Origin of the sequence: Exiguobacterium sp. s91 (assembly GCF_018618915.1) — a bacterium.
GTDB lineage: Bacteria > Bacillota > Bacilli > Exiguobacteriales > Exiguobacteriaceae > Exiguobacterium_A > Exiguobacterium_A abrahamii.
In genome coordinates, this window is the sequence record NZ_JACSMZ010000001.1 from 422901 (window position 1) to 441355 (window position 18455).

Sequence of the window (18455 nt, forward strand, 5' to 3'; positions counted from 1 at the left end):
GTCACGTTGGAATTACGTGAACGAATACTAACGGTCATCACGACGGAAGAACGTCCGTTGTCGATTGATCAATTAACGAAAAAACTAGAACTAGCGGATACGGAAGCATTCAAGGAATTGATTCGGACGCTGAACGCGATGGAAGACGAAGCGTTGATCGCCCGGACACGCTCGAACAAGTACGGAACGCTTGCGCAGATCGGTCAAGTCGCAGGGAAGATTTCCGTCCACCAGCGCGGGTTCGGTTTCGTCTCACCGGAAGACGGCTCAGAAGGCGATATCTTCTTGCCGGCACCGGAACTGAAGAACGTCTATAACGGCGACCGTGTCCTCGTCAAAGTGTTTGCCGAGTCAAACGGCGGCGACCGTCGTGAAGGGAAATTGCTCAAGATTCTCTCACGCGGACCAGCTGATTTCGTCGGAACGTTCGTCAGTCCAAAAGGACGGATCGAGTCGATCGCTTACATCGAACCGGATGATACGAAGCTGACGTTCTTACCGGTCGTCGCGAACGATGATACGCTCGGTGCCGTCGATGGCCATAAAGTTCTCGCCCGGATCACGAAGTATCCCGATGGTCGCTACGCTGGAACGGCAAAAGTCTTGAAGATCATCGGTCACAAAAATGACCCAGGCGTCGACATCTTGTCGATCGTCCATAAGCACGGCATCAACGTCGACTTCTCACCGGAAGCGATCGCTGAGGCGAACGCTGTACCGGATCAAATCGATGAGAAGGATTTAGTCGGACGCGTTGATCTACGGAACGAATTGACGGTGACGATTGACGGAGCGGACGCAAAAGACCTCGATGATGCGGTTCATGTTAAAAAATTAGCGAACGGCAACTTCGAGCTTGGTGTCCACATCGCCGACGTCTCGCATTACGTCAAAGAAGATTCGGCACTCGACGAAGAAGCGCGTGAGCGCGGAACGAGTGTTTATCTCGTCGACCGCGTCATCCCGATGATTCCGCACCGTCTATCGAACGGAATCTGTTCACTCAACCCGCACGTCGATCGCCTGACGCTCAGCTGTATCATGGAAATCGATGCGAACGGTGCTGTCGTCAACCATGAGATCTTCCAGAGTGTCATCAAGACGACGGAACGGATGACGTACACGGACGTCCGGAAAATCATCGAGCGTGAAGACGAAGAAGTGATTGCGAAGTACCAAGATCTCGTCGAGTACTTCGACAAGATGGCGGAACTCGCAGCAATCCTCCGCGAACGTCGCTCACGTCGTGGGGCGATCAACTTCGACTTCCCAGAAGCGAAGGTCCTCGTCAACGAAGAAGGCAAGACGAGTGAGATTATCCTCCGGGAACGGTCGGTCGCCGAGAAGCTGATCGAAGAGTTCATGCTCGCAGCGAACGAAACGGTCGCGGAGCACATCCAGCGTCAAAAACTGCCGTTCATGTACCGGATCCACGATGAGCCAAAAGCAGAACGTCTCGATACGTTCTTCAAGTTCATCGGTAACTTCGGCATCAACGTCGAACGTAAAGGGGAGTCAGTTGCACCGAAGACATTGCAATCGATCCTCAATGCTGTTGAAGGTGAGCCAGAAGAAGCCGTCGTCAGTACGGTCATGCTCCGTTCGCTCCAACAAGCGAAATACGACATCGAACCGATTGGTCACTTCGGTCTGTCGACGGACTACTACACGCACTTCACGTCACCGATCCGTCGTTATCCGGATTTAATGGTCCACCGTCTGTTGCGCGAATATGTCATCTACAATGACAAGTCGCAGAAGACGCAAGACCGTTACTCAGAGATCCTCCCGGAAATCGCTGATCATTCGTCAAAACGCGAGCGTCGCGCCGTTGATGCGGAGCGGGAAACGAACGCGTTGAAGAAAGCCGAGTATATGGAGCAACACATCGGTGAGACATTTGAAGGTGTCGTCAGTGGTGTCACGAACTTCGGGATGTTCGTCGAATTGCCGAACACGATCGAAGGACTCGTCCACATCCAAGCGATGACGGATGACTTCTACCGTTACGATGAAGCGAACTATCAGCTGATCGGCGAGCGGACGAAGCAACAGTTCCGGATTGGTGATGTCGTTGAGATCAAGGTCACGAACGTCAACATCGATGAACGGACGATTGACTTCAGTGTCGTCGGGATGCCAGAACGGCAACCGAAGAAACGCTTCGAGTCGAAGACGATCCGCTCAAGCGGTGGACGTCCGGGACAAAAACGCGACGACAAGAAGAAAGACGATCGTCGTGGCAAGAAACGGTCAGGTAAGAGCGACCAAAGCAAGGGAAAAGGATTCTCGTTAAAGAATAAGAAAGATAAACCGCCATTCCATAAGGCGGTCTCGAATAAGAAACGGAAGCGCAAATAAGCGCTTCCGCATCGGAAATGTGGTGAACGAACATGCCAAAGGGAACAGATTCGAAAGTCTTAGCGAACAACAAACGGGCCTCGTTCGATTATGCGATCGAGGATACGATTGAAGCCGGTCTTGTCTTGACGGGAACGGAAATCAAATCGGTCCGTAAAGGAAAAATCAGCATCGGGGACGCGTTCGTCCGGTTCGACGGGGGAGAAGCGATTCTCTGGAACTCGAACATCGCCCACTTCGAACAGGGGAATCGGTACAACCATGAGCAGCTCCGCCCACGGAAGCTGTTGCTGCACAAGAAACAGATCGCGAACTTGATCGGGGCAGTCTCACGGGACGGTTATACGATCGTACCGCTGAAGGTCTACATCAAGAACGGTTACGCGAAATGCTTGATCGGACTCGGACGCGGGAAGAAGAAATTCGATAAACGCGATGATCTGAAGAAGAAGGATGCGAAGCGTGATATCGAACGAGCACTACGCGATAAGCAAAAGTATTGAACCCGTAACACTTTTCTGCTAGAATATTAGTATTCGGAAAGCCCCAATTTATTATCTTGGGGACGTTACGGATTCGACGGGGGTAGTTCGGTCTTCTGTGGCGTGTCGAGGGGTCGGCCTCGTTAAAACGCACCAGCCATAACTGGCAAAACTAACACACAACTCGCAGCAGCGTAATAGCAACTGCGGATCCTAGCAGCTGTCGCCTGGTCGGCTGATTTCTAGGGTCTCACTTTAAACAGGCTACGCTTGGACCCTTCCGTCTGGAGGGAAAGAGAAGAGATGGAATCAGACTGGTCGGACGGACGCCTGTCAATTGGCAGCCTGACGACGAGATCCCAATAAATTGACTACACACGTAGAAGCTTAAGTATACGATGCCTTCGGACGTGGGTTCGACTCCCACCGTCTCCATACGACGAAATCAGTGGATTTCAAAAAAGACTTTTTCTTGTAAAAGTTTTAATGTAAACAAAAAGTAGTTTTCTCAATTAGGAGAAAACTACTTTTTGTTTTACTTTTAAGTACGCTTTTGGTGAAGAGCGCTTTAGTGAATAAAGCATTCCTTACTTTACTTCGTATTCGGAAAAAAATTCTTTTCGTTCTATTTCACCATAGGTAGTGTTCTGCACAAATGGTAACGGAATATTTATAATTTCCTTGAAATCAAAACGATGTGAATATTGTGTAGAGTAATAAGAAATTGTATTATTTTGATACCATTTTACAACAGATTCAGGTAATGGTTGGCCAGGAAAAAATCTTGGTGAATTTGATTGATTATAAACTACATTTGACTGTATAGATGGGAATTTCTCATTCATGACTACTTCGTTAAATCCAATATAGTATTTAAACTGTGCTGTTGTATTTAAATGTAATAATGATTCTATAGTTTTACAGTGAAGATATGCTGATAAAAATTGTTTTGAAATTTGCTCAAACTGATTTGGAGGAAATCTCTTTAATTCAATAATGTGAAAAATTGGTGTTTTATCTGATGTTATTTCCAAAAATATTCCATCAGGAAAATTACTAACATTAATAAATGAGAGTAAGCCAGAGGTTATTACTTGTTTATTTTCTTCTGCTTCTTCCCCATCGACACATCTCATCATACGGTAGCAAATTGAGTTCGATTGGAAAGAAAGATTTAATTTCATGTATTCAAGTTCAGGTTCATCTAAAGATTCGAAAAGATAATCCTTACTTTCTTCTAAATGTTCTAGAGTACCTGTTTTTAAGAGATTAAACCAACTGTTAATAGGAGGAGTCATTTAAATTCTCCTTCTGAAAAGAAGATTGAATTTCATTACTTTCTTTAAAAATTTGCTCCAGTTCAGAATTAAACAAATCGACTGTGTATCCATAATTATTCATTGAGAGTTCAACTAATGTGTTTCGATCATTAAATTTCTTAAATTCATATACTCTAGATGAAATGTCTTGATTTTTTAATAGAAGTAAATTCATTCTTTGGAAAAATAATTCATTATGTGTGGTTAAAATAAACTTTGTTTTATAATTTTTCATTAAATAGAACAAGTAATCAACTAATTGTTTTATTGCAATTAGAGAAAGGTTTGCTTCAGGTTCTTCTATTATAACTAAATCGTACTGACGAATATTTTCATCAAGGATTGCAAAAGAACTCACGTGATTTTGTTTAGTTGAAAATAATCGACTACTTATTTCTTTGCCTTCAAAATTAATTAAGCTGTTTATCTTACCTTGTTTGTCGTGTATTAAATTACCGCCAAGCATTTCAGAAAATTCTTTAGAATATTTCCGGGTAATTGTTGTTATATTATTCGATTCTTCAATTGAAGAAAGAGTGGTGATTGTTTCGGATTCAGGAGTTGGATCTTCGAAAAAATCATAATCTAGTTGTTCTAGCTCTTCTTTAAATTTTAAAAATTCTAGTGTAAATGAAAACTCACTATATCTAGAAAAAACTTTACTATTTTCTAATTCTTTACGAGTTCTTAAATTCGAGTTGGCAATTATTGAATTTCTTTCAGTCGGTATTAATAAAACATCAGATTTTGATGTATCAATAAATTCTAAATTAAAAATTGAATCTATAAACGAATGCAAAATAGCAATCTGCAATCTTCGTTCTAAGTTTTCGAAAGAAAGGTCGCTAAGACCATCGTAGGGATAAATAAGCCTATTAAATGGTAATCTATTTATTCTAAAAAAAGCAGGACTCATTCTAAAATTAAATGAAAAGGAGTAATTATTTTTTAATGTTGGAATAGTTTTAATAAAATCTATTGATTTAATTTCGCTAGAATTAAACAGAATTTTAGATTCCACCTGGTTTATAAACTTAAGTTTTACTTGTTCTGCATACGACTGTAGAGAAGCATTTAAACTAGAAGTATCGTCAATTATAATCTCGGCATTAAGAATTAAACCTTTTGTAATTTCCGGATAAATATTTTTAAATTTATAAAGCAGTGCATTTCTTATGTAGTTTGAAGTTTCATCTTCTTCATAAAGTTCTTCTAGAGTACTTTTATGAAGCGAAATAAGATTAGTTAGTGTTTCCTTTGTTTCTTGATCAAAGAGTATTTTAAATGATTCATTAAATGTATTAATAATTTTGTTTGTGATTTCGTTTCTAATATCGTTGATTTCTTCTTGAAGTAAAGCATAAGTTTCAAGCAATAAAGTTTTTCCAGTTCCATTATCACCAACAATAATAGTCAGATCGCTATCATCTTTTAATGTTGCAGAATCTATATGGGCTAATTTTTCTATTTTTAATTCCAAAAATATTCACCTCTTTAAAATAAGTTTTATTCATTTTATAATTAACTATACCAGGTATTTAAAAGGTTGTACGTAGTGTAATAAAATTTACTTTGAAAAAATTAAATGATATTTTTTACATAGTTCATAATTTCACAAAGAAAAATATTCTTTATAGTCTAGAAGGGATTTGACTTTTTATGATACGACGCGCAACGTTGATGGACGGAAAATCCTTATCGGACTTGATGCGACGCATTGATCGGGAAACGAAATATATGTTGTATGAGCCGGAGGAACGCGTCCTGTCAACGGAACAGGCGGAGGCGTTCATCGAGAAATTCGGTCAGGCTGCGAATTCGGACATCTTCGTCGTAGATGTTGACGAACAACTTGTCGGTTATGTGCTCGTCGTTGGTGGTGAACCGAGTCGGATTCGTCACCGAGCAAACCTCGTCATTGGCTTGCTCGATGCCTACACAGGTCGTGGACTTGGTGCGGGTTTACTTGAAGCGGTTGATGCCTTTGCGATTGAAGCGGGACTCATCCGACTCGAGTTGACGGTTCGCAAAGATAATCTACGGGCCATCGAGCTCTATCATAAGTTTGGCTTCAACATCGAAGGCACACGGATTGCGTCACTCTTTATCGATGGCGATTACGTCGATGAACTGGCAATGTCGAAGATTTATACAACGGAAGAATCCTAAAAAAGATGCTCAGTGGACTTATCTCTAAAAAGAGACGAGACCTTGAGCATCTTTTTTATGGCGATATCTTTTGTTGTTCGAAATCGATCTCCAGAACATTTTTCGCATAATCCTTACCCCAGTCATACATCGCATCTAAAATCGGCATTAAGCTATGACCGTGCGGTGTCAACGAGTATTCGACCTTCGGTGGTACGACCGGATAGACTTCCCGGTGAATGATGTGGTGATCTTCGAGTTCGCGCAATTGATTGACGAGCATCCGTTGCGTAATGCCGGGCATCAGACTTTTCAGTTCCCCGAAGCGTTTCGTCCCTTCCTTGCCTAAGTGCCAAAGAATGAGCATCTTCCATTTTCCCCCGATGATCGAGAGGGTCAATTCCTTCTCACAGTTAAACTGACGGTCTTCAAAATGTGGCATTGATCCACCTCCTGCTCCAGTATAGTCTTTCTTCCGGTCGACAGTATACTTTTCTGCACTATGTATGAAAAACCGCACTATGTAAATTAAAAGTGCGTACTTCTCAAGAATGCTCCTGCGGATTATATTTAGTCGTGTTCCTTCGTGAACGTTTGAAGGAAGTGTCAGGTAAGACAATATAGAGAAGAATTAGGAGAGATAAAAAATGAAATTACAACTCGCCATCGATTTAGTCGATACAGCAGGTGCGATTGCTTTAGTCAAAGAAATCGGGGAAGACAATCTAGATATCGTTGAGATCGGCACACCGGTCGTCATCAACGAAGGGCTCCGCGCCGTCAAAGAAATGAAAGCCGCGTTTCCGAACTTAACGGTCCTCGCTGATTTAAAAATCATGGACGCTGCCGGTTACGAAGTCAGCCAAGCTGTCGCACATGGTGCTGACATCGTGACGATCCTTGGGGCAGCCGAAGACATGTCAATCAAAGGGGCAGTCGAAGAAGCGAAAAAATCAGGCAAACAGATTCTCGTCGACATGATTGCTGTGAAAGATATCGCAACACGTGCGAAAGAACTCGATGCGTTGGGCGTCGACTACATCTGTGTCCACACAGGTTATGATCTCCAAGCAGTCGGTCAAAATTCATTCGAGGATCTCGCGACGATCAAGTCGGTTGTGACGAACGCAAAAACAGCTGTTGCGGGTGGCATCAAGATGGAGACGTTACCGGAAGTCATCGCTGCACGTCCTGACCTGATCATCGTCGGTGGTGGCATCACGGGACAAGATGATAAACAAGAGACAGCGTCAACGATGCACCGGATGCTTCAAGAGGCGTAAATGACACATATCCAAACGATTATCAAAGAACTGACCTCGACGGTCGAAGCGATCGATGAGACGGAGACGAAAGAACTGGCAGACGCTGTGCTTCAAGCGAACCGAATCTTTCTCGCAGGAGCCGGTCGCTCCGGCTTGATGGGGAAAGCGTTCGTCATGCGACTGATGCACATGGGACTCGACGCTTATGTCGTCGGTGAGACGGTCACAGCGAACTTGCGCGACGGTGACGTGTTGATCGTTGGTTCCGGATCGGGTGAGACGAAAACACTGGTTCCAATCGTCGAGAAAGCACAGCAACTCGGTGGAACGGTTGCCGTTGTCACGATCAATCCGACGTCGACGTTAGCACGATTAGCCGACTTAATCGTCAAACTGCCTGGAGTTCCGAAAGAACAAACGGCATCAGCAGATGAGACGGTGCAACCGATGGGATCGTTGTTCGAACAGACAATGTTGTTGTTCTATGATGCCTTGATTCTACAGATCATGGAAGACAAACAACTCGATTCGCAAACGATGTACGGGAAACACGCCAACCTAGAATGAAACATACGAAACAGATTAGTTCTTTTCTTCAATAGAAGGGGGCTAGTCTGTTTTTGTCTGTAGATTTTTCGTGTATGAATGCGTATTAATCAGAAATTCTCCTTTCCTTCTTTTCATAATTTTCTTAAAGACTTAGTCCCGCAACGTGAGATACTCAAAGAAAGGAAAAAAGAGGAAAAGGAGATTGTCATGCGATTTCAATGGATTGGTGTAATTAGTGCTTTACTCGCTACCAGTGTCTTAACCGGTTGTGCAGAACCGGACCAAGTTCCGCCTTTAAATCAGCTTAAATCACGATGGATCTATGATAACACTGCTGAGGATGGTGCTGAACCTGATGCCATCGTACAACGTATTAAAGCAGAAGACTTTTCAGAACAGGATTCGTTTGAAGCGGATTTCCGTCGTCACGTGACGTTTTACTTTAAAGATGGAACAAAAGCGCATCCGACTGAAGGCGATATCTGGAGTAGTGTCGCCCTCGGGAATCATGCTTACGTGACGTTGCATTATCCAAAAGGAGCAGATCGTCTTGCTGTACTAGAGTATACCAAGCAAGAGAAGAATTGGATGTTAGGAGGCGTCTTATATGACGACGTTCAAAATATTAAAAAAGATAGTTCGACTCGCGGCTTGAATTTACCGTTCTCGACATTCCAAGCGATTATGAGTAGTTCAACTCCTAATGGGGACGATAGCATCTGGTTCTTCCACACGAAGTCACAAACGATTCTGCTAACCGTCGTTCCGAAGCAAGACGTTCAAGGCGAGGACTGGAAGGAAACGACGCTTGCGAACGGACAGACGGCTTACTTCCAAGAAAAACAAGAGAGAACGAACCTTTATTACGTCGAAGATAATCAAATCGTCCTCCTGTCCGGTAACGTATCACTAAAACAATTAAAAAAATTAGCACGATCAATTGCTCCTGTCGACGCTGCTGATTTTCCGTATTCCTAAACAAAAAAATCCGGACGCTGCGGCATCCGGATTTTTGTTTTACCATTTGAAATCGAAATCAGCACCGACATCTTTTGCGAGATGGGCATCTGATCCATAAACGAGCGGAATTGATAACGACTGCGTGACTTGCAAGAGTTCCGGGTAAGGATAGGAAAGACCACATAACGGCTTCCGGAGTCCTGCCGTGTTGACGTCGAGTGTGAAGTTCGCCTGACGGATCTTCCGTAACGTGTCGTCGAGGTTCGTTGGGTTCGACTCGAGCGGATAGGCTTGGATGAACTTCGTCGGTAACGTCAAGTGACCGAGTCGCTTTGGCTGGTGTGCACCGAGGTCCGTCATGACGAGGGCTTGGATGCCTTCATAATACCGTTCGTGGACCGCCGTGACGCTTCCGAGTTTCGTGACGATCTCACCGAAACTTTCCTTGCTGAAGTCGACGCCGTAATATTGCTCATCGATGTATAAGTAATGCAGTGAGAGAATGCCGTCGGTTAAGACGTCAGCGTAGCGAGCGATGATATCACGCGTCCCGTCGACATGTCCTTCCCAGTAGTCGAACTCCATCCCGATCCGGATGTCGATCTGATTTTTGTATGTCTCGCGGAGTTGCGTTAATTCCTTCAGGTAGGCATCGGCTGTCGCGAACGACATTCCGGAATCGTTATCTGGCGCAGGATCCGCCACACCTTCAGGTAAAGGGGCATGTTCCGTGAAGCTGATCCGTTCTAAGCCTTGCTCTAACGCACGCTCGATGTAGGCTTCGAGTGGATCCTTCGTACCGTGTGGACAATATGGACTGTGGACGTGACCGTCCCATTTCAATAATTGCATGAGTAACCCTCCGATTTTTTAGAATTGGCAAGCAAAGCGATTGACAATGTGCCCGAAACGCGGTATCTTATCGTTAAATAATTTAGCGTGGTACAGTGATAATAAGATAAAGGAGTGGGAGTATGCAATCATTTTCTACGATTCGACTCAAGGATGGAGCGACGGACTATGTCGGTGCCTCGGCAACGCGGCTCCAGCAGGTCATCCGTCAGCTCGAAGATGGACTCGAACAATCTAACTATACCCGATTAATCACCCCCTTAATTGAGGAAATCGGTGGACGGGAACAGATTCGGATGGATTTTACGACTAGTGTCGCGCGTGCACTCAGCGAACGGGGTCGCGAACAATATAAACGTGTCTTCTACAGTGGCTCCGTCTTTCAACCGGAAGAGAAGTTCCAGGTCGGATTCGAGGAACGGGGACAAATCGCAGAAGTCGAAGCAATTCAACTCGCGGTCCGACTCGTCGAGGAACTGACAGGAAAAGAAGTCACACTCTCGATCGGTGATGCCGGACTGATCGAGCATTTGATCGAGACGCGCGTCGGTGATCACCACTTACGCGACCAAGTGACACAGATGCTCCGTTTACGTAACGTCATCGAACTGAAGCGAATCGCGGGTCAACTCGATGATGCCTTACTTGCGAAACTTCCTTTATTATTCGGACGTGAAGGGGCAGAGACGATCCTACCGTACGTCGACGAGTCACGACTCAATGCCGTGCTTGATCTCGCGGAAGCCGTCAATGCCGATCTCGACTTCGGTCAAATGGGCTTACAGACGTACTATGACGGGATCACGATTCACGGTTTCATCGAAGGTGTGACGGAACCCGTCCTCGTCGGTGGACGCTATGACCGGCTTTATGAACAATTCGGACAAGAACAACAGGCGTTCGGCATCGGATTCTCGGTCGAACGGTTGGCGGAGGTGCTCTAAATGCGAATCGGAATTACGAAAGGACGGCTGTCGAAAGCGACAGAACGTTACCTAAAAGAAGCTGGCGTCGAGACATGGGGAGCCATTGAACGCGAACTAATCGTCAAACGGGGCGAGCACGAATTCGTCTTCATGAAAGGATCGGATTTGATTCCGTACGTTGCTCAAGGCGTCCTTGACGTCGCGATCACGGGGAGCGACATCTTACTTGAATCGGATCAAGAACTATCGGAACTCGCGGAATTGCAATTCGGAGTCTGCCGGATGTCGGTCTGCGCGAAGGAACCGCTACAATTCGAAGGCGGACGCCGCGTCCGGATTGCGACAAAGTATCCAGTCATCGCAAAACGCTACTTCAGCGAACTCGGTGTCGACGTCGACATCGTACCGCTGAACGGTTCGGTCGAGTTGGCACCGTTACTCGGACTTGCTGACGCGATCGTCGATATCGTCGAGACAGGTGAGACGTTACGCGCGAACGGACTAAATGAATACGAAAAAATCATCGATATCAGCGCTCGATTCTTTACGAGCGAATGGACGTTAAAACGGAAGCGGGTGGAAGTCATCCGCTTGCTTGAGCAATTGACAGAAGGAGTGACACGATCATGACACCGACAAAACCTTTCAGCATCGATCGCGACACAGAGCTCGCGGTCCGCGCGATTCTCGAACGCGTCGCAACAGACGGTGACGCTGCTGTCCGCGATTACACGAACCAGTTCGATCAGGTCGATCTTGAAGATTTCCGTCTCAGTGAAACACGGATCACGCAAGCCTTCGAACAGGCAGACGCCAATTTGATCGACTCATTGAAGTTGATGGCGACACGGCTCGTCGAATGGCACGAACAAGAACTGCCGTCGGACATCGAACTCGTCGAAGCAGACGTGACACGACGCCAACGGTTCGTTCCCGTCGATTCGGTCGGGATCTACGTACCGGGTGGTGCAGCAAGTTATCCGTCGACCGTCTTGATGAACGCCATCCCAGCGAAAGTCGCTGGTGTTGAACGCGTCGTCATGGTGACACCGATGACAAACTTAAGTGACGAGGTCCTCGTTGCGGCACGGATTGCTGGTGTGACAGAAATCTATACGATTGGTGGAGCGCAAGCGGTCGCCGCGCTGACATTCGGAACAGAAAGTATCCAAGCCGTCGACTTGATCGTCGGACCAGGGAACCGCTTCGTCGCTGAAGCAAAACGCCAAGTCTACGGAATTGTTGGCATCGACTCGGTCGCGGGTCCATCGGAAGTTGTCGTCATCGCGGACGAAACAGCGCATCCGGACCGGATCGCAGCCGACTTACTTGCGCAAGCTGAACACGACCGTGACGCTGTCGCGATCGCCTTCGTGCCAACGGAAGAGATGAAACAAGCGGTGGATGCAGAGATCGAACGGCGTTTACAGCAATTGCCGCGTCAAGAGATCGCCCGTCGTGCGATGGAAAACGGTGGCGTCTTCGTCGCTCCACTTGAGAAAGCGATCGAAGAAGCGAACCGTCTCGCAGCGGAACACTTGGAACTTGCCGTTGCCAATCCGCAAGAGGTCGTCAAATCGATCCGTCACGCCGGGATGATCTTCCTCGGTCACGAGACACCGGAAACGCTCGGCGATTACGTCGCTGGAACGAACCACGTCTTACCGACATCCGGAACAGCTCGTTTTGCGTCTGGATTATCAGCGCGGACGTTCCTGCGTCACCAGACAATGCTCGAAGCCACACGCGCAGGCGTACAACGTCTCGCGAACGCAGCGAAGACCGTTGCCCGGGTCGAGGGACTCGAAGCACACGCACAAGCCATCGAAGTGAGGGAAGACTAATGCGATTACACCAAAACGAACGATTCACGACCCACAGTCCAGTCGGGATCGAAGCGATCCAGGAATTGATCGCAACGTTCCCATTAAACGAATATCCAGTCGAGATCATCGATCAAGTCAAGGCGTCGTACGCGACGTACGCCGGTGTCCGTTCGACGCAACTCGTCGCCGGAAACGGCTCGGACGAGTTGATCGGCTACTTATGTGCCCGCTACGGCGGACCCGGGATGCCGGTCATCGCCTCAGAACCGGACTTCGTCATGTACCAGTTCTACGCTGACCGGGCACGGGCACCGTTCGAACGGGTACCGCTACTTGACAAGATGGCGCTTGACGTCGAGGGATTGATCGCAGCACCCGGTGAGATCATCTTCTTGAGTCACCCGCACAATCCGTCTGGTGTCCTCCGGAAGGAAGCGGACATCCGTCGTTTGCTCGACAGTGGCAAATACGTCGTTATCGATGAGGCGTACATCGACTTCGCGCTCGAACAGTCGATGCTTCATTTACTCGAGGAATATCCGAAAGCGATCATCTTACGGACGCTCTCAAAAGCGTTCGGACTCGCATCGCTTCGACTTGGTTTTGTCATCGCGAGCGAACAAATCATCGAAGAAATCGAACAGATTAAATCACCGTACAACGTCTCTGGTCTATCAGCAGCTGTCGGCATCGCTATCATGGCAGAACCGGAACTCGATCGAGTCTTAGAGGAAACGTATGCGAGCCGCGAGGCGATCGAACGGATTCTCGCCCCAATCGGCAAGACGTATCCAAGTGCAGCGAACTTCGTCTACGTCGAGTATCCGGAAGCCGAACGCTTTACGCAACGTTGTGCTGACGCCGGATTACGGATTCGTTTGTTTAACCAGGCGTTCCGTGTCAGTTGTGGATCACCAGAAGCGATGCAAGTATTAGAAACGTGTGTAGAGGAGGAATTACGATGCGGCGTGGCGCAAGCGAACGAGTAAGTGCAGAATCAGACATCAAGGTTGAGGTCGATCTCGCAGGAGGTCCGGTTGAGATCAAAACCGGTGTCGGCTTCTTTGATCATATGTTGACGTTATTTGCCTTTCAGGCCCGGATCGGTCTGAAGGTTGCAGCAAAAGGTGATACGTGGATCGATGCGCATCACACGGTCGAAGATACCGCGATCGTCCTCGGGGCAGCATTGACGGAAGCGCTCGGCGATAAAGCCGGGATTGAACGCTACGGTGAATCCCGTGTGCCGATGGACGAGACACTCGCGTCGGTCGTCCTCGACTTCAGCGGTCGTCCGTTCACAGTCTTCCGTGCTAGCTTCAAGAATCCGAAGCTCGGTGACTTTGATACGGAACTCGCAGAAGAGTTCTTCCAAGGCTTATCACGGAGTGCCCGGATGACGATTCATGCCGAAGTCTTATATGGCTCGAACACACACCACATGATCGAAGGGTTGTTCAAAGCACTCGGTCGAGCCGTCCGTCAGGCAGTCGCCGTGACGAGCGAAGGCGTACCGTCTACGAAAGGGTTGATTGATCAATGATAGCAATCGTCGATTATGGCGTCGGGAATATCGCGAATGTCGAGCGGGCGTTAAAGGAGCTCGGCGAAGCAGTCATCGTTACGAGTGACACGGAGTTGCTTGACCAAGCAGAAGCACTCGTCTTACCGGGTGTCGGTGCCTATGCACCGGCAATGGAGCGCCTGAAGGAAACGGGACTCGTCGACTTCTTAAAAGAACAAGCGGAAAAGAAACCGTTTCTTGGGATTTGCCTCGGGATGCAACTGCTCTTTGAATCAAGTGACGAAGATGGACTGACGGAAGGTCTCGGGATCTTACCGGGAACGATCGAAAAACTACCGAATGACGTCCGCTTACCACACATGGGTTGGCACCAGCTGACGAACCACGGCGAAGCGGTCTATTTCGTCCACTCGTACGGCGCTGTTTGTAACCCAGAATGGATCGTCGACGCGGTTGAATACGGACGTCTTGTTCCAGCGATCGTTCAAAAAGGACAAGTCACCGGGATGCAGTTCCACCCGGAAAAGAGTGGCGAAGTCGGACTGAAACTACTGAAGGAATGGAGAGAGACGACATGCAACTCTACCCAGCAATCGATTTAATGAGCGGACAGGCAGTACGCCTGAAGCAAGGAGATTTTGACCAACAGACATTCTTTGGTGATGCGTTGACGATTGCGAAGCGCTTCAAGGAAGATGGGGCGACAGCGATCCACTTGATCGATCTTGATGGCGCGAAAGCCGGCGAACCGTTGCACTTGAACTTGATTGCCGACATCAAAAAGGAGACCGGTTTGTTCGTCGAAGCTGGTGGTGGTGTCCGTAACATCGAGACGGTCGAAGCATACGTCGGTGCCGGAATCGACCGAATTCTCGTCGGCACGGTCGCCCTTGAAGACGAAGCGTTACTCGAACAGATGATTGCTCTCGCTGGTGATAAACTGGCTGTTGCGTTAGATGCAAAAGAAGGTATCGTTCAAACACGCGGCTGGCTCGAAGCGAGCGGTTGGACGCTTGAAGAGGCAATGACACACCTGATCGGCAAAGGCATCAAGACGTTCCTGTATACAGACATTTCGCGTGACGGAATGATGATGGGACCGGACGTTGATGGACTCGATCGTTTAAAACGGGAAGGGGTCGAATTGATCGCTTCCGGTGGTGTGACGACAGTCGATGACGTCGCGCGCCTCAAAGAAATCGGGATGGACGGAGCGGTCGTCGGTCGGGCGTTACTCGACGGATCACTCGCCTTAAAAGAGGTGTTACGCGTATGTTGATGAAGCGGATCATTCCCTGTCTTGACGTCAAGGAAGGACGTGTCGTCAAAGGCGTTAAATTCCAAAACTTACGTGATCTTGGTGACCCGGTCGCCGTCGCGAAATACTATTACGAGCAAGGGGCGGACGAACTCGTCCTGCTCGATATCTCAGCAACGCAAGAAGGGCGCGAGACGATGCTTGATATCGTCGAACGCGTCGCGGAAGTCATCTACATGCCGTTTACGGTCGGTGGCGGAATCAAGACAATCGAAGACGCGAAACGCTTGATTCGTGCTGGTGCTGACAAAGTCTCACTCAATTCATCAGCGCTTCAAAATCCACAACTGATTCAAGAAGTCAGCCGCCTGTTCGGTGTCCAAGCGACGGTCGTCGCAATCGATGCGAAGCAGACCGGCGACTCGTGGGGTGTCTTCTCACACGGTGGAACACAACCCGTCGGACGTGACGCGATCGAGTGGGCGCAGGAAGCCGTTGCCCTCGGTGCCGGCGAGTTACTCGTCACATCGATGGATGCTGACGGCACGAAGGACGGGTATGATCTCGCCTTGATCCGTCGTCTACGTGAAGTCGTCAATGTGCCGATCATCGCTTCCGGTGGGGTCGGAACGCTCGATCACTTAGCAGAAGGGTTGGAAGCAGGCGCTGACGCGGCTCTTGCTGCTTCAATCTTCCATGAAGCGACATACACGATGCCGGAAACGAAAGCCTACCTCAAAGAACGGGGAGTCGAAGTCCGATGACGACATTGAATTTTTCAAAAGGACTCGTCGCTGCCGTCGTCGTCGACGAGCAGACGAACGATGTCTTGATGGTCGGCTTCATGGACCAAGCCGCTTATGATAAGACGCTTGCGACCGGTCTCGTCACCTTCTTCTCGCGGACGAAGAATCGCCTCTGGACAAAGGGGGAGACGAGCGGGAACACGCTTGAACTCAAACGGATGTGGATCGATTGTGATCAAGATAGTCTCTTGATCACGGTCAAAGCGAATGGTCCGACATGCCATACCGGAAATCGCAGTTGTTTCTATACGGAAGTGGAGGTGCCCGATGTTATACGAACTGGAACAGACGGTCAAAGCGAAGATTGACGCGAAAGAAGCAGAATCCTATACGAACTATTTAATTGCTTCTGGGTATGAGAAAATCGCGAAGAAGTTCGGTGAAGAGGCATTTGAAGTCGTTCTTGCTGGTAACGATACGTTAGCAGAAGAGACAGCAGACTTGTTGTATCACTTAACGGTCTTGCTCGCTGAGCGCGGTGTCTCATTCAAAGAAGTCGAAGCCGTCCTTAACGAACGTCACGGTACAAAATCGACGTTCAAGGATCGCCCGGATATTGAACAATGGTAAACGACATCCACATCGCCTAGGCGGTGTGGATTTTTGTATAAGCGGGAAAAGACAAACAGATGACGGTTGTCATCAAATCGACAGAATCTTTCGATAGGCACGCTGTCGCTTCAGAGCGTATAATCAAAGTGTTAGTCTTGTGTCATTAGAAAGTAGGTGTTCGGTTGGTTACCAAAAAAGAACTTAAGCAAACGATCAAGCAACAATCGAAAGAAACGATCGAAGAGCTACTCGCGAAAGGTGACTCCTTGAAAGAGGAGATCGCCAGTGCCATTACACACGGATTGGGTGTCATTTTCAGTATCGTCGCGCTCGTGATGTTGATTCTGCAGGCGACGAAATCCGGCAGCGCTTGGAACGTCACTGCTGTCAGTATCTTCGGGGCAACGATGATTCTCCTTTATCTGTTCTCGACCTTGATGCATTCGCTGATGCATACGAAAGCAAACAAGGTTCTACAAATTTTAGATCATGCTGGCATCTATCTCTTGATTGCTGGTAGTTATACACCGTTCGCCTTGATCACGCTCCGTGGTCCGCTCGGCTGGACATTGCTCGGAATCGTCTGGGGTGTCGGAACGCTCGGCATCATCTGGAAACTCTATTCGACCGGTAAATATGTCTGGATCTCGAATGCGTCTTATCTGATCCTCGGCTGGTGTTGTCTGTTTGCGATCAAGCCGATCTATGAAGCACTCGGGTTACAAGGATTCTTACTGCTCCTCGGTGGTGGACTTGCGTACTCCCTCGGCGTCATCTTTTACGTCTGGGCACGCTTGCCGTATAACCACGCGATTTGGCATTTGTTCGTCCTTGCTGGTAGTGTGTTGATCTTCCTGTCGATTTTCTATTACGTTGCTCCGGCGACGATGTCATGAAGAAATTACGGCTCCGGGACTGGCTCCCGCTTACGCTGTATTTTATGTTTGGACTTGGATTGCTCCTGTACTTCCGGATGTCGGGAATGCTGGAGCAATTCGACATTCAAGCATTATCGGATTGGGTACGGGATCAAGGTCTGACAGGGATGTTGCTTTACGTGCTCGCCTACACCGTCCGACCACTCGTCTTTTTCCCGGCGAGCTTGTTGACGTTATTTGGTGGGTATACGTACGGACCGTGGCTCGGGACATTGCTCGACGTCATTGGTGCCGGTACCGGCGGTTTGCTCAGCTTTTGGATCGCCCGGTTGCTCGGTCGCCGTGGCGTCGAGAAGTTGATCGGGAAAGGGAAGCTGAACGTGCTTGACGAACGGATTGCGACGAACGGCTTTCTCGTTGTGCTCGTCGTTCGATTGATTCCACTGTTTCCGTTTGACGCGATCAGCTACGCGTCGGGTCTATCGAAAATCCGCTTTAAACAGTTCGCTATCGCCAACTATCTCGGGATCATTCCCGGTGCGTTCGTTTACAACAATATCGGCTCAAGCCTGCGCGATCCGTTCTCCTGGCAATTTTTCGTTGCGATCGGACTATATGTCCTATTCTTTGCCGTAGGACTTGTTGCTCAACGGATTCTCAAAAATAAACGAAATAAAGAGCGTATGTAAGCGCTTTATGGCATAATATGAGTGCAGAGATGTGAACCGATACGGTAAAACAGCCTAGC

General features: G+C 48.0%; 20 protein-coding genes, 1 other RNA gene and 1 pseudogene. 18 read left to right on the top strand and 4 right to left on the bottom strand.

Features of this window, described 5'->3' with window-relative positions; all coding sequences use genetic code 11:
- Window positions 1-6 precede the first annotated feature (6 nt).
- From rnr to ssrA, 3 genes are all read left to right on the top strand, one after another.
- Window positions 7-2361 carry a ribonuclease R gene (gene rnr, locus KNQ06_RS02085; RefSeq protein ID WP_023469199.1) on the top strand — a complete coding sequence of 785 codons (2355 nt, stop codon included), beginning with the start codon at window positions 7-9 and terminating at the stop codon, window positions 2359-2361.
- A gap of 32 nt (window positions 2362-2393) precedes the next feature.
- A complete protein-coding gene (smpB, locus tag KNQ06_RS02090; RefSeq protein ID WP_023469198.1) occupies window positions 2394-2864 on the top strand; it encodes an SsrA-binding protein SmpB in 471 nt (156 codons plus the stop codon).
- Window positions 2865-2922: 58 nt separating this feature from the next.
- Window positions 2923-3281: a transfer-messenger RNA gene (gene ssrA, locus KNQ06_RS02095) on the top strand.
- Window positions 3282-3430: 149 nt separating this feature from the next.
- Here the strand turns inward: ssrA and KNQ06_RS02100 are convergent.
- Complete coding sequence (locus tag KNQ06_RS02100; protein WP_215147245.1) at window positions 3431-4141, bottom strand: hypothetical protein; 711 nt, start codon at window positions 4139-4141, stop codon at window positions 3431-3433.
- Window positions 4125-5642, bottom strand: coding sequence for an AAA family ATPase (locus KNQ06_RS02105; protein WP_215147247.1), 1518 nt, complete (start codon window positions 5640-5642; stop codon window positions 4125-4127). Before KNQ06_RS02105 ends, KNQ06_RS02100 begins: the two co-directional genes overlap by 17 nt.
- Window positions 5643-5821: 179 nt before the next feature.
- Between KNQ06_RS02105 and KNQ06_RS02110 the strand changes: the two genes are divergently transcribed.
- Complete coding sequence (locus KNQ06_RS02110) at window positions 5822-6331, top strand: GNAT family N-acetyltransferase (protein WP_215147249.1); 510 nt, start codon at window positions 5822-5824, stop codon at window positions 6329-6331.
- A 55-nt stretch (window positions 6332-6386) separates the two neighbouring features.
- Here KNQ06_RS02110 and hxlR read toward each other — a convergent pair whose 3' ends face one another.
- Window positions 6387-6752 carry a transcriptional activator HxlR gene (hxlR, locus tag KNQ06_RS02115; protein ID WP_029342458.1) on the bottom strand — a complete coding sequence of 122 codons (366 nt, stop codon included), beginning with the start codon at window positions 6750-6752 and terminating at the stop codon, window positions 6387-6389.
- Window positions 6753-6957: 205 nt separating this feature from the next.
- Between hxlR and hxlA the strand changes: the two genes are divergently transcribed.
- The 3 genes from hxlA to KNQ06_RS02130 all read left to right on the top strand — a co-directional run bounded on the left by hxlA (window position 6958) and on the right by KNQ06_RS02130 (window position 9102).
- Complete coding sequence (gene hxlA, locus KNQ06_RS02120) at window positions 6958-7593, top strand: 3-hexulose-6-phosphate synthase (protein ID WP_023469194.1); 636 nt, start codon at window positions 6958-6960, stop codon at window positions 7591-7593.
- The gene (gene hxlB, locus KNQ06_RS02125; protein ID WP_215147251.1) at window positions 7594-8142 is read left to right on the top strand and encodes a 6-phospho-3-hexuloisomerase; all 549 of its coding nucleotides are present in this window, start codon (window positions 7594-7596) and stop codon (window positions 8140-8142) included.
- A gap of 189 nt (window positions 8143-8331) precedes the next feature.
- The gene (locus KNQ06_RS02130; protein WP_215147252.1) at window positions 8332-9102 is read left to right on the top strand and encodes a DUF4367 domain-containing protein; all 771 of its coding nucleotides are present in this window, start codon (window positions 8332-8334) and stop codon (window positions 9100-9102) included.
- Between the two features lie 39 nt (window positions 9103-9141).
- Here the strand turns inward: KNQ06_RS02130 and hisJ are convergent, their stop codons facing one another.
- The gene (gene hisJ / locus KNQ06_RS02135) at window positions 9142-9936 is read right to left on the bottom strand and encodes a histidinol-phosphatase HisJ (RefSeq protein ID WP_215147254.1); all 795 of its coding nucleotides are present in this window, start codon (window positions 9934-9936) and stop codon (window positions 9142-9144) included.
- Window positions 9937-10058: 122 nt separating this feature from the next.
- Here hisJ and KNQ06_RS02140 point away from each other — a divergent pair, with 122 nt between their 5' ends.
- The 11 genes and pseudogenes from KNQ06_RS02140 (at window position 10059) to KNQ06_RS02195 (ending at window position 18396) form a co-directional block, all read left to right on the top strand.
- On the top strand, window positions 10059-10880 hold the full coding sequence (locus KNQ06_RS02140) for an ATP phosphoribosyltransferase regulatory subunit (protein ID WP_023469190.1): 822 nt from the start codon (window positions 10059-10061) through the stop codon (window positions 10878-10880).
- Window positions 10881-11492 carry an ATP phosphoribosyltransferase gene (gene hisG, locus KNQ06_RS02145; RefSeq protein WP_215147256.1) on the top strand — a complete coding sequence of 204 codons (612 nt, stop codon included), beginning with the start codon at window positions 10881-10883 and terminating at the stop codon, window positions 11490-11492.
- Window positions 11489-12706 carry a histidinol dehydrogenase gene (gene hisD, locus KNQ06_RS02150; RefSeq protein ID WP_029342453.1) on the top strand — a complete coding sequence of 406 codons (1218 nt, stop codon included), beginning with the start codon at window positions 11489-11491 and terminating at the stop codon, window positions 12704-12706. The genes hisG and hisD overlap by 4 nt, the downstream gene beginning before the upstream one ends.
- Window positions 12706-13677 (top strand): pyridoxal phosphate-dependent aminotransferase, encoded by a 972-nt coding sequence (locus KNQ06_RS02155; protein WP_215147258.1) that lies wholly within the window; start codon window positions 12706-12708, stop codon window positions 13675-13677. The genes hisD and KNQ06_RS02155 overlap by 1 nt, the downstream gene beginning before the upstream one ends.
- A complete protein-coding gene (hisB, locus tag KNQ06_RS02160) occupies window positions 13650-14231 on the top strand; it encodes an imidazoleglycerol-phosphate dehydratase HisB (protein WP_215147260.1) in 582 nt (193 codons plus the stop codon). The genes KNQ06_RS02155 and hisB overlap by 28 nt, the downstream gene beginning before the upstream one ends.
- Window positions 14228-14815, top strand: coding sequence for an imidazole glycerol phosphate synthase subunit HisH (gene hisH / locus KNQ06_RS02165; RefSeq protein ID WP_215147262.1), 588 nt, complete (start codon window positions 14228-14230; stop codon window positions 14813-14815). Before hisB ends, hisH begins: the two co-directional genes overlap by 4 nt.
- Window positions 14788-15492, top strand: coding sequence for a 1-(5-phosphoribosyl)-5-[(5-phosphoribosylamino)methylideneamino]imidazole-4-carboxamide isomerase (gene hisA / locus KNQ06_RS02170; RefSeq protein WP_029342450.1), 705 nt, complete (start codon window positions 14788-14790; stop codon window positions 15490-15492). Before hisH ends, hisA begins: the two co-directional genes overlap by 28 nt.
- Window positions 15486-16235, top strand: a complete 750-nt coding sequence (hisF, locus tag KNQ06_RS02175) for an imidazole glycerol phosphate synthase subunit HisF (protein ID WP_023469183.1) — start codon at window positions 15486-15488, stop codon at window positions 16233-16235. Before hisA ends, hisF begins: the two co-directional genes overlap by 7 nt.
- A pseudogene (gene hisIE, locus KNQ06_RS16945) lies at window positions 16232-16847 on the top strand (bifunctional phosphoribosyl-AMP cyclohydrolase/phosphoribosyl-ATP diphosphatase HisIE). Before hisF ends, hisIE begins: the two are co-directional and overlap by 4 nt.
- 218 nt (window positions 16848-17065) lie before the next feature.
- Window positions 17066-17725, top strand: a complete 660-nt coding sequence (gene trhA, locus KNQ06_RS02190; protein ID WP_035396436.1) for a PAQR family membrane homeostasis protein TrhA — start codon at window positions 17066-17068, stop codon at window positions 17723-17725.
- Window positions 17722-18396, top strand: a complete 675-nt coding sequence (locus KNQ06_RS02195; protein WP_047393377.1) for a TVP38/TMEM64 family protein — start codon at window positions 17722-17724, stop codon at window positions 18394-18396. Before trhA ends, KNQ06_RS02195 begins: the two co-directional genes overlap by 4 nt.
- The last annotated feature ends 59 nt before the right edge of the window (window positions 18397-18455 follow it).

Excerpts from the sequence above, each read along its gene's own strand:
- hxlR (WP_029342458.1), bottom strand. The coding sequence starts at position 6,752 with ATGCCACATTTTGAAGACCGTCAGTTTAACTGTGAGAAGGAATTGACC.
- KNQ06_RS02100 (WP_215147245.1), bottom strand. The coding sequence starts at position 4,141 with ATGACTCCTCCTATTAACAGTTGGTTTAATCTCTTAAAAACAGGTACT.
- hxlB (WP_215147251.1), top strand. The coding sequence starts at position 7,594 with ATGACACATATCCAAACGATTATCAAAGAACTGACCTCGACGGTCGAA.
- KNQ06_RS02140 (WP_023469190.1), top strand. The coding sequence starts at position 10,059 with ATGCAATCATTTTCTACGATTCGACTCAAGGATGGAGCGACGGACTAT.
- smpB (WP_023469198.1), top strand. The coding sequence starts at position 2,394 with ATGCCAAAGGGAACAGATTCGAAAGTCTTAGCGAACAACAAACGGGCC.
- hisB (WP_215147260.1), top strand. The coding sequence starts at position 13,650 with ATGCGGCGTGGCGCAAGCGAACGAGTAAGTGCAGAATCAGACATCAAG.
- KNQ06_RS02155 (WP_215147258.1), top strand. The coding sequence starts at position 12,706 with ATGCGATTACACCAAAACGAACGATTCACGACCCACAGTCCAGTCGGG.
- hisH (WP_215147262.1), top strand. The coding sequence starts at position 14,228 with ATGATAGCAATCGTCGATTATGGCGTCGGGAATATCGCGAATGTCGAG.
- hisF (WP_023469183.1), top strand. The coding sequence starts at position 15,486 with ATGTTGATGAAGCGGATCATTCCCTGTCTTGACGTCAAGGAAGGACGT.
- hisJ (WP_215147254.1), bottom strand. The coding sequence starts at position 9,936 with ATGCAATTATTGAAATGGGACGGTCACGTCCACAGTCCATATTGTCCA.
- hxlA (WP_023469194.1), top strand. The coding sequence starts at position 6,958 with ATGAAATTACAACTCGCCATCGATTTAGTCGATACAGCAGGTGCGATT.
- KNQ06_RS02130 (WP_215147252.1), top strand. The coding sequence starts at position 8,332 with ATGCGATTTCAATGGATTGGTGTAATTAGTGCTTTACTCGCTACCAGT.
- KNQ06_RS02110 (WP_215147249.1), top strand. The coding sequence starts at position 5,822 with ATGATACGACGCGCAACGTTGATGGACGGAAAATCCTTATCGGACTTG.
- hisD (WP_029342453.1), top strand. The coding sequence starts at position 11,489 with ATGACACCGACAAAACCTTTCAGCATCGATCGCGACACAGAGCTCGCG.
- hisG (WP_215147256.1), top strand. The coding sequence starts at position 10,881 with ATGCGAATCGGAATTACGAAAGGACGGCTGTCGAAAGCGACAGAACGT.
- KNQ06_RS02195 (WP_047393377.1), top strand. The coding sequence starts at position 17,722 with ATGAAGAAATTACGGCTCCGGGACTGGCTCCCGCTTACGCTGTATTTT.
- hisA (WP_029342450.1), top strand. The coding sequence starts at position 14,788 with ATGCAACTCTACCCAGCAATCGATTTAATGAGCGGACAGGCAGTACGC.